Raw genomic sequence first — 267 nt, 5'->3', positions numbered from 1 at the left:
CCGCTTGCAAGCGCTCCCCGGCCCGCTCCGCCAGTGCCTGTAGCCCGGGAGAGCCTTGCGGTCGCCGGGCGACGGCGAATACCTGTGCGCCGCGTTGCAGGAAGGCATCCGCCAGTCCCAGGCCGATGCCGCGCGAGGCGCCGACGATCAGAACGTTGTGCATGAGGTTCTCCGGGCGATAAAGCGGACAGGATACCCAAGCGCGTCCCGCTGCGTAACCGCCGCGGCGACCTCGTTACCGCATGGCGCTGCCGCCCAGGCCGGCGA

At 70.8% G+C, this 267-nt stretch carries 1 protein-coding gene; it reads right to left on the bottom strand.

What is annotated here, in order from left to right; genetic code table 11:
- Positions 1–163, bottom strand: a 163-nt coding sequence (locus ACLJNW_RS25585) for an SDR family NAD(P)-dependent oxidoreductase (RefSeq protein ID WP_134553144.1), incomplete at its 3' end; no start/stop codon positions are given.
- Positions 164–267 lie beyond the last annotated feature (104 nt).

The sequence above is a fragment of the Salmonella sp. SAL4457 genome, from assembly GCF_046548235.1.
Lineage (GTDB): Bacteria > Pseudomonadota > Gammaproteobacteria > Enterobacterales > Enterobacteriaceae > Salmonella > Salmonella enterica.
Note: the sequence above shows the minus strand (reverse complement) of the source record. Positions and strands in the feature narration are given on the sequence as shown.